Origin of the sequence: Mumia sp. (assembly GCF_028803055.1) — a bacterium.
Lineage (GTDB): Bacteria > Actinomycetota > Actinomycetes > Propionibacteriales > Nocardioidaceae > Mumia.
Genome location: NZ_JARBCJ010000145.1, coordinates 1 through 8,984, shown reverse-complemented (window position 1 = coordinate 8,984; position 8,984 = coordinate 1). Strand labels below are relative to the sequence as shown.

The following is an 8,984-nucleotide window of genomic DNA, read 5'->3' as shown; positions in this document are numbered from 1 at the left end:
CGTGACGCCGACGAGGTGCTGGCCAGGATCGTGTTCGAGGCTGCCGGTGAGGCGGCGCAGGGATGAAGATCGAGGTCCCGGAGCAGATCGACGCGGCCGAACGGCTCGGCGTGGTCCACCTCGTCGGCATCGGCGGCGCCGGCCTGTCGGCGATCGCCCGCATCATGCTCGAGCGGGGCATCACCGTGCAGGGCAGCGATGCGGCCGACTCGGACCTTCTCAGGGCGCTCGAGCGGGACGGGGCGACAGTGACGGTGGGACAGGCGGCCGACAACCTCGGTGAGGCCGACACCGTCATCGCGACGACCGCGGTCCGCGCCGACAACCCGGAGATCGTGGCGGCCCTGGCACGCGGCCTGCGGCTGTATCCACGGTCCGCGGGTCTGCAGTCGGTGATGGTCGGGCACGACGTGGTGGCGGTGGCCGGCACCCACGGCAAGACGACGACGACGTCGATGCTGGCGAGCGCGCTGGTGCACGCCGGGCTCGACCCCTCGTACGCGATCGGGGCGCCGGTCGCCTCGCTCGGGACCAACGCGCACGCCGGCACGGGTCGCTGGTTCGTCGCGGAGGCCGACGAGAGCGACGGCGCCTTCCTCGTCTACGAGCCGTACGCCGCCGTGGTCACCAACGTCGACGCCGACCACCTCGACGTCTGGGGTACGCCGGAGGCGTACGAGCAGGCCTTCGCGCGGTTCGTCGACCGCGTCTCGCCTGACGGGTTCCTCGTGCTCTGCGTCGACGATCCCGGTGCTGCGGCGCTGGAGGCCCGTGCCGAGGGACGCGGACTGCGGGTCCTGCGCGCCGGTCTCGGCGAGTCGGCGGAGCTGCGCGGCACCGACCTGGTGACGGAGGGTGGAGGCACCTCGTTCACCGTGGTCCGCCGGGGGGAGTCGCTCGGGCGGGTCAGGTTGCAGGTCCCGGGGGAGCACTACGTCGTCGACGCTCTCGGAGCGCTCGGCGCCGCGCTCGAGTGCGGCGCGTCGTTCGCCGACGCCGCAGCCGGTCTCGCGGCCTACACCGGCGCGAGCCGGCGGATGGAGCGGATCGGCGAGGGTGCCGGCGTGACGGTGTACGACTCCTACGCCCACCACCCGGTCGAGATCGCCGGTGACCTCCAGGCGGCGCGGGCACTCGCGGGTGACGGGCGGGTCGTCGTGGCGTTCCAGCCCCACCTCGTCAGCCGGACCCGAATCTTCGGCACGGCGATGGGGGAGGCGCTCAGCGCGGCCGACGTCGTCGTCGTGACCGACGTCTATCTCGCCCGCGAGGACGCCGACCCCGACGTGACCTCGGCCCTCGTTCGGGAGGCGGTGTCCCTCCCGCCGGAGGACGTCCACGCGGGCGCCGACCTCGAGACGCTGGACGCCCAGCTGGCCGACCTCGCGGCGGAGGGTGACCTCGTCCTCCTGCTCGGCGCCGGTGACATCACGACCGTCGGACCCCGGCTCGTCGCGCGTCTGCGGGAGAGGGCAGCGGGCTCGTGACCGTCACGGACCGGTTCGCAGGGCGGCGCTGGCGGGCGCGGCTCGGGCGGCTGCGTCCGTACCTCCTCGTGGCGGCCGCGCTCGCCGTGATCGGCGCCGGCGCGTGGGTCACCCTCGAGACGTCCGTCCTGGGTGCCCACTCCGTCCAGGTCCGTGGGGCGACCACCGTGTCGCCGAGCGTGGTCCGCGCACGCGCCGACGTCGTGGAGGGCCGTCCCCTCGCGCGCCTCGACGTGGAGGCCGTGCGCGAACGTGTCGAGCAGATCCCGCAGGTGGCGACCGTCGACGTCAGCCGCCGGTGGCCGCGCTCGGTCGTCGTCGAGGTCACCGAGCGGACTCCTGTGGCACGCCTGTCCGGCGACGACGTACGCCTGCTCGATCGCGACGGAGTCGTCTATCCCCCTGCCGGCAAGACGCCGCGCCGGCTGCCGCGGGTCGTCCTCGCCTCGGGGTCGGGGCCCAGGGCGGAGGCGCTGAAGGAGGCGGCCGACGCCGTCCGCGCGATGGACCGAGACCTCGCCCGGAGGGTCCGTGAGGTCCGGGTGAGCAGTCGGGACGGGATCACGCTCGAGCTGCGGGACGGTGCCGAGGTCGCCTGGGGGAGCGCCGACCATGCCGGTCTGAAGGCCCAGGTCCTCTCGGCGCTGCTGCCCCAGAAGGCCAGCGCGTACGACGTCCGTGCACCTGAACGGCCGACCATCCGGCCGTGACCGACCTCCGAGCACGCTCTGTGGGTGACATCTCGACGAGGAGCGGCGGGACCGGCGGCGTGTCGGCGCAGAGCGGCGCGGTCGAGCACGTAGGTTCATGCACAGACACGAGGTTGACATAACTATAACCCTGAACTTGAGGGTTAGGGTTCTGGGCTCACCGCTCGGAGCCTGTGGCGCCGACACCGGACTGCGGTGCCTCGTGAAGACTCGGACACACAAGCACGTGAGGGGCACCATCGTGGCAGCTCAGAACTACCTGGCCGTGATCAAGGTCGTCGGCATCGGCGGAGGTGGCGTCAACGCGGTCAACCGGATGATCGAGGCCGGCCTCAAGGGAGTCGAGTTCATCGCGATCAACACCGACGCCCAGGCGTTGCTGATGAGCGACGCCGACGTCAAGCTCGACATCGGTCGCGAGCTCACCCGCGGCCTCGGCGCCGGCGCCAACCCCGACACCGGGCGACAGGCGGCCGACGACCACGCGGACGACATCGAAGAGGTGCTCAAGGGCGCCGACATGGTGTTCGTCACCGCAGGTGAGGGAGGCGGCACGGGCACCGGCGGTGCGCCGGTGGTCGCCCGCATCGCCCGCTCGCTGGGCGCCCTCACGATCGGCGTCGTCACCCGCCCGTTCTCCTTCGAGGGTCGACGCCGCGCCAACCAGGCCGATGACGGCATCGAAGGGCTGCGGGAGGAGGTCGACACGCTGATCGTCATCCCGAACGACCGGCTGCTGTCGATCAGCGACCGCAACGTCACCATGCTCGACGCGTTCAAGCAGGCCGACCAGGTCCTCCTCCAGGGCGTCTCGGGCATCACCGACCTGATCACGACGCCGGGCCTGATCAACCTCGACTTCGCCGACGTCAAGTCCGTGATGTCTGATGCCGGCTCAGCGTTGATGGGAATAGGGTCCGCTCGGGGAGACGACCGCGCGGTGGCGGCCGCGGAGATGGCCGTCTCCAGCCCTCTGCTCGAGGCGTCGATCGACGGTGCGCACGGCGTGCTGCTCTCGATCGCCGGCGGGTCCGACCTCGGCCTCTTCGAGATCAACGAGGCCGCGGCGCTCGTCAGCGAGGCAGCTCACGCCGAGGCCAACATCATCTTCGGTGCCGTGATCGACGACGCCCTCGGCGACGAGGTGCGTGTCACCGTCATCGCCGCAGGCTTCGACGGAGGCACGCCCAAACGACGCGACGCGTCACGTCCTGCCCTGCGCCGCGACACAGCGCCGGCCCGGCCCGTGACCAAGGAGCCGCCCGCCGCACCGGCAGCGCCGGCGGAGACGGCCAGCCGCGGCGACCGTGTCCCCGTGGGGGTGCGCAGCCAGGCCGGCGACAGCACCACCCCGACCACCGAGTCCCGTGCCTCGCGCGGCCCGTCCCCTGTCACGGGTCCGGCGACCGGCTCAGGCAACGGGGCTCGGCCGTCGACCCCGAAGCGTCAGGCTGTCGATCCCTTCGAGGACGACCTCGACATCCCCGACTTCCTGAAGTAAGTGTTCGCCTTCCACGAGACCCTCTCCCGCGCCGACCTCGCGTTCACCGACCGTCACGACGGTCACAGCACGGGTCCCTGGGCCTCGCTGAACCTGGGGGCGAGCAACGGCGACGACGAGGCCACAGTCGCGCGCAACCTTCGAGACGCCGTCGAGGCCTTCGGTGGGGACCCTGACCGGACGCATCTCGTACGCCAGGTGCACGGCCGTGGTGTCCGTGTCGTGACGGCCGACGACGACCCGACCGCCCCGCGCGCCGCTGCCGACGCGCTGGTGACAGCTGTGCCGGGCGCGGTGCTCGTCGTCCGGGTGGCCGACTGCCTTCCTGTCGTGCTCGTCGACGACGAGAACGCGGTCGCCTCGGTCGTCCACGCCGGGCGCAAGGGCGTCGTCCTCGACGTCGCCGGTGCCGCGGTCGAGGCGATGCGTGCCCTGGGTGCCGAGCGGATCACGGCGTGGCTGGGACCTCGTGCGTGCGGGCACTGCTACGAGGTCCCGGAGGCGATGCGTGACGAGGTTGCACGCCAGGTCACCGGCACGTGGGCACAGACCCGGAGCGGCACGCCTGCCCTGGACCTGGCGGCCGGTGTCGCCGGCCAGCTCCGTGCCGCGGACGTCGACGTCGTCGACCTCGCCGACCACCACCCGATGTGCACGATCGAGGGGGAGAAGGACTTCTTCTCCTACCGGCGCCAGGGTGAGCGCTCCGGCCGGCTCGCCGCGCTCGTCCGCGTGCGAGGCTGAGCGCGTGACCGACACCCACGACGCACGCCGTGACGAGCTCGCCCGCAGCCTCCGTGCGGTCCGCGACCGCATCGAGACCGCGGCCGCCATGGCCGGTCGCGCACCGGACGAGATCACCCTGATCGTGGTCACCAAGACCTACCCTGCCTCCGACGTCGCGCTCCTCGCCGACCTGGGGGTCACCGACGTCGGCGAGAACCGCCACCCGGAGGCGGCCCGCAAGCGGGAGGAGGCGGGCGATCCTGCCGCCGCCCTCCGGTGGCACTTCGTGGGCGCCCTGCAGACCAACAAGGCTGCCGCGGTGGCCCGCTACGCCGACGTCGTCCACTCGGTGGACCGGCCCAGGCTCGTCGATGCGCTCGACCGTGGAGCGCGTCAGGCGGGCCGTACCCTCGGCGTGCTCGTCCAGGTCAACCTCGAGGGCCGCGACGACGACCCCGCCGGGAGGGCCGGCGCCGCCCCCGGCGACGTCCTGGGGCTCGCCGCGCAGGTCGACGCGGCAGAGGCGCTGCGGCTCGAAGGCGTGATGGCCGTGGCCCCCCTCGACGCCGACCCCGACGACGCGTTCGCGCGCCTCGCGGAGGTGGCGGCCAGCGTCGCGGCGGCGTACCCGCGTGCGACGGCGATCTCCGCGGGCATGAGCGGTGACCTGGAGGTGGCTGTCAAGCACGGCGCGACACACGTACGGATCGGGCGTTCGGTGCTCGGAGAGCGCCCTCCGCTCCGGTAGGTTGAGGGCGACGGTGAGCACACCGCCGGTTCATGAGTTCGAGCAAGCAGCGTGGTTTTCAGGGAGGTCAGGCGATGGCTGGCGCGATGCGCAAGATGGGTGAGTACCTCGGCCTCGTCGAGCAGTCCGGCGAGTACGACGAGTACGACGACTACGAGTCGGAGCCGGAGGCCGCGCGTCGGCCCGTCCGACCGGCGGGCCCGGCCGTGCGCGAGGCGGAGCCGCGGCCTGTCGCCCGGATCGACGACCGGCGCCGACCGGCGTCGACCCCGACGGTCGTGCCCGCGCCGGCAGAGTTCACGAGGATCACGACGCTGCACCCGCGGACCTACAACGAGGCCCGGATCATCGGCGAGCACTTCCGCGAGGGCACCCCGGTCATCATGAACCTCAGCGAGATGGACGACAACGACGCCAAGCGTCTCGTCGACTTCGCGGCCGGACTCATCTTCGCCGTCTACGGGTCGATCGAGCGGATCACGAGCAAGGTGTTCCTTCTTTCGCCGCCCAATGTGACGGTCACTGCGGAGGATCGCCAGCGCCTCGCGCAGGGCGGGTTCTTCAACCAGAGCTGACGTAGGACACACTGTCGTTCATGGTCGTCGTCGGTGAGGTCATCAACTTCGTTCTGTGGGCGTGCATCCTGCTCCTGCTGGCCCGCTTCGTCATCGACTGGGTCCAGGTGCTGTCACGCTCGTGGCAGCCCAAGGGCTTCGTGCTCGTGTTCTGCGAGGCGATCTACTCGGTCACCGATCCGCCGATGCGGGCGGTGCGCCGCGTGATCCCGCCGATCCGCTTCGGCGGGATGGCGCTCGACCTGTCGCCGATGGTGCTGCTGATCGGCCTCTACCTTCTCCAGATCATCAACGCTCAGATCTTCTTCCGCTGAGCATGAGCCTTCTTTCCCGCGGGGGAGTCGCACTAAGGTGGTTCCCCACGGGGTGCCGCAGGGATGGCTTCCCCGACCAAGTACCGTTGTCAGGACTGTCCGATGAAACATGACCCCGAGGTGAAACCATGCCGTTGACGCCAGAGGACGTGCGGAACAAGCGATTTACCCCGGTCCGCCTTCGTGAGGGCTACGACATGGGCGAGGTCGACCAGTTCCTCGACGAGGTTGAGGCCGAGCTCGAGCGTCTGACCCTGGAGAACGAGGACCTGAGGAGCAAGCTCGCTTCCGCCTCGTCCGGCTCCGGCTCGTCGACCTCGTCGTTCGACAGCTTCCGCGCGCCCGCCCCGGCTCCGGCGCCGATGGCTCCGCCGCCGCCGGCTCCGATGCCGGTCCAGGCGCAGTCGCCGGCCTCCTCGTCGGTGGGTGACGCCTCCAGCGCCGCTGCCCGCCTCCTCGAGATCGCGACGCACAACGCCGACGAGCTCGTCGACGCCGCCAAGAACGAGGCCGACCGGATCCTGGGTGAGGCCCGGACCAAGGCCGACCGGGTCGAGAACGAGGCTCGGGGCAAGGCGGAGCGGCTCGAGAGCGAGGCGCGGATGCGCGCCCAGAAGCTCGATGCCGAGACTGCCGAGCGCCGCCAGCAGGCCTTCGGCAACATCGAGAAGGAGCGCGACGACCTCAACCGCGAGCTCGAGCGGCTCCGCACCTTCGAGCGCGAGTACCGCAGCCGCCTCAAGAGCTACTTCCAGGCGCAGCTCTCGCACCTCGAGGGCGAGCAGCCGGTCGCGGCGTCGCTGCCGACCAGCAGCCCGACGCCTGCGGCGGTGCACGGGTCCCCCACCCCGGAGCACGCGCCGCGCCGTCTCAAGTCGCTGTTCGGCGACGACGAGCGCTCCTGAGCCACCGGCTCTTCACCGCACGTTCGAAGGCCCCCTCCGACCATCGGGTCGGAGGGGGCCTTCGCACGTCGGCGACCTGCTCAGGCCTTGCGCAGCGAGACGGTCACCCCCAGGTCCTCGTCGGTCGCCACGTGTCCGTCGACGACTGCCGGACCTTGCGCGATCTCGACCGCGAGGACCTCGTCCGCGATCGTGGACTCATGGGCCCGGACCGCCTCCGCGGTTTCTCCCTCGGCCGCCCACGTCACGCGGATCCGGTCGGTGAGGTCGAGACCGGCGTTCTTGCGCGCCTCCTGGAGCATGCGGACGACCTCGCGTGCGGTGCCGGCCCGGAGGAGGTCCTCGTCGAGGTCCAGGTCGAGCGCGACGGTCTCGCCCTGGTCGTTGACGACGGCCCAGCCCTCTCGAGGACGTTCCGACACGATGACGTCGTCGGCCGTCACCTCGATCGTCTCGCCGTCCACCTGCAGGGCGTACGACCCGCCGTCCGCGACGGCTGCGGCGAGCTCGGCGGCGTCGGCCTCTGCGACAGCACCGGCCACCTTCGGCGTCTGCTTGCCGAACCGCTTGCCGAGGCTGCGGAAGTTGCCCTTGGCCGAGTGCTCCACGAGGTCACCCGACGCAGCCGCCAAAGACTCCAGGGAGCCGACGTTGAGCTCGTCGCACACCTCTGCCCGAAGCTCGTCGCCGAGCTGCTCCCACGCACGTGAGGGGACCAGCGCACGGCGAAGCGGCTGCCGCGTCCGGACCTTGGCCTCGGCGCGTGCGGCACGTCCCAGCTCGGTGACCCGCCGCGCGAGCGCGACCTGCTCGTCCAGACCCTTGACCGCCAGCGACTCGTCGGCCACGGGCCACGACGCCAGGTGCACCGACGGCGGCGCATCGGGGTCGGACGCACGGACGAGGTCCTGCCAGACCCGCTCGGTGACGAACGGGACCAACGGCGCCATCAGACGCGTGAGCACGTCGAGCGTGTCGTGCAAGGTCGCGAGCGCCGCAGGATCACCGCTCCAGAACCGGCGCCGGGAGCGGCGGACGTACCAGTTGGACAGGTCGTCGACGAACTGCGAGAGGAGGGCGCCGGCGCGCTGGGTGTCGAACCGCTCCAGGCAGGTCGTGACCTCGGAGACCAGGCCCTGTGTCCGCGAGACCAGCCAGCGGTCGAGGATCGGGCGCTCCGCGACGGGCGGTGCGCCGTCGGCAGGCGACCAGTGGGCGGTGCGCGCGTACAGGACGTGGAAGGCGACGGTGTTCCAGTAGGTCAGCAGGACCTTGCGCACGATCTCCTGCAGCGCCGAGTGCCCCACACGGCGGGCCTGCCACGGCGAGCCGGAGCAGGCCATGAACCAGCGGACGGCGTCGGCGCCGTGCTCGTCCATCAAGGGGACGGGGAGCAGGATGTTGCCCAGGTGCTTGGACATCTTGCGGCCGTCCTCGGCGAGGATGTGGCCCAGGCAGACGACGTTCTCGTACGAGTTCTGGTCGAAGACGAGGGTCGAGACGGCCATCAGCGAGTAGAACCATCCCCGCGTCTGGTCGATCGCCTCGCAGATGTACTGGGCGGGGAAGGCCTGGCGGAACTTCTCCTCCGAGCCGGGCAGGTGCGGGTATCCCCACTGCGCGAAGGGCATTGACCCGGAGTCGAACCATGCGTCGATGACCTCCGGCACTCGACGGTAGGTGCCCTCCTCGCCCTCGACCGTGAAGGTGACGTCGTCGATGTACGGGCGGTGCGGGTCGAGGTCGGACAGGTCGCGCCCGGTGAGCTCCGACAGCTCCGCGAGCGACCCGACGCACACCAGCCGGCCGGGATCGGCGTCGTTGCGCCAGATCGGCAGCGGGGTGCCCCAGTAGCGGTTGCGCGACAGGGACCAGTCGACGTTGTTCTGCAGCCAGTCGCCGTAGCGGCCCCACTTGATCGTCTGCGGGAACCAGCTGGTGCCCTCGTTCTCGCGCAGCAGTGCGTCCTTGGCTGCCGTGGTGCGGACGTACCAGGCGGGGGAGGCGTAGTACATCAG

The 8,984-nt window shown here is 71.3% G+C and carries 9 protein-coding genes; 8 read left to right on the top strand and 1 reads right to left on the bottom strand.

Annotated features, from left to right (window positions below):
- The first annotated feature begins 62 nt into the window (after window positions 1-62).
- The 8 genes from murC (at window position 63) to PV363_RS13295 (ending at window position 6,966) form a co-directional block, all read left to right on the top strand.
- The gene (gene murC, locus PV363_RS13330) at window positions 63-1,487 is read left to right on the top strand and encodes a UDP-N-acetylmuramate--L-alanine ligase (RefSeq protein ID WP_301022559.1); all 1,425 of its coding nucleotides are present in this window, start codon (window positions 63-65) and stop codon (window positions 1,485-1,487) included.
- A complete protein-coding gene (locus PV363_RS13325; RefSeq protein WP_220344392.1) occupies window positions 1,484-2,197 on the top strand; it encodes an FtsQ-type POTRA domain-containing protein in 714 nt (237 codons plus the stop codon). The genes murC and PV363_RS13325 overlap by 4 nt, the downstream gene beginning before the upstream one ends.
- Before the next feature lie 238 nt (window positions 2,198-2,435).
- Window positions 2,436-3,698 (top strand): cell division protein FtsZ, encoded by a 1,263-nt coding sequence (ftsZ, locus tag PV363_RS13320; protein ID WP_220344739.1) that lies wholly within the window; start codon window positions 2,436-2,438, stop codon window positions 3,696-3,698.
- On the top strand, window positions 3,699-4,442 hold the full coding sequence (locus tag PV363_RS13315; protein WP_220365767.1) for a polyphenol oxidase family protein: 744 nt from the start codon (window positions 3,699-3,701) through the stop codon (window positions 4,440-4,442).
- A gap of 4 nt (window positions 4,443-4,446) precedes the next feature.
- Window positions 4,447-5,172, top strand: a complete 726-nt coding sequence (locus PV363_RS13310) for a YggS family pyridoxal phosphate-dependent enzyme (RefSeq protein WP_220365766.1) — start codon at window positions 4,447-4,449, stop codon at window positions 5,170-5,172.
- 74 nt (window positions 5,173-5,246) lie between these two features.
- Window positions 5,247-5,747, top strand: coding sequence for a cell division protein SepF (locus PV363_RS13305; RefSeq protein ID WP_220344395.1), 501 nt, complete (start codon window positions 5,247-5,249; stop codon window positions 5,745-5,747).
- 20 nt (window positions 5,748-5,767) lie between these two features.
- On the top strand, window positions 5,768-6,061 hold the full coding sequence (locus PV363_RS13300) for a YggT family protein (RefSeq protein ID WP_220365765.1): 294 nt from the start codon (window positions 5,768-5,770) through the stop codon (window positions 6,059-6,061).
- A 128-nt stretch (window positions 6,062-6,189) separates the two neighbouring features.
- A complete protein-coding gene (locus PV363_RS13295; protein WP_220344397.1) occupies window positions 6,190-6,966 on the top strand; it encodes a DivIVA domain-containing protein in 777 nt (258 codons plus the stop codon).
- A gap of 80 nt (window positions 6,967-7,046) precedes the next feature.
- On the opposite strand, the gene PV363_RS13290 is transcribed toward PV363_RS13295, so the two are convergent.
- The coding region (locus PV363_RS13290; protein ID WP_301022558.1) for a class I tRNA ligase family protein at window positions 7,047-8,984 on the bottom strand (1,938 nt) is incomplete at its 5' end.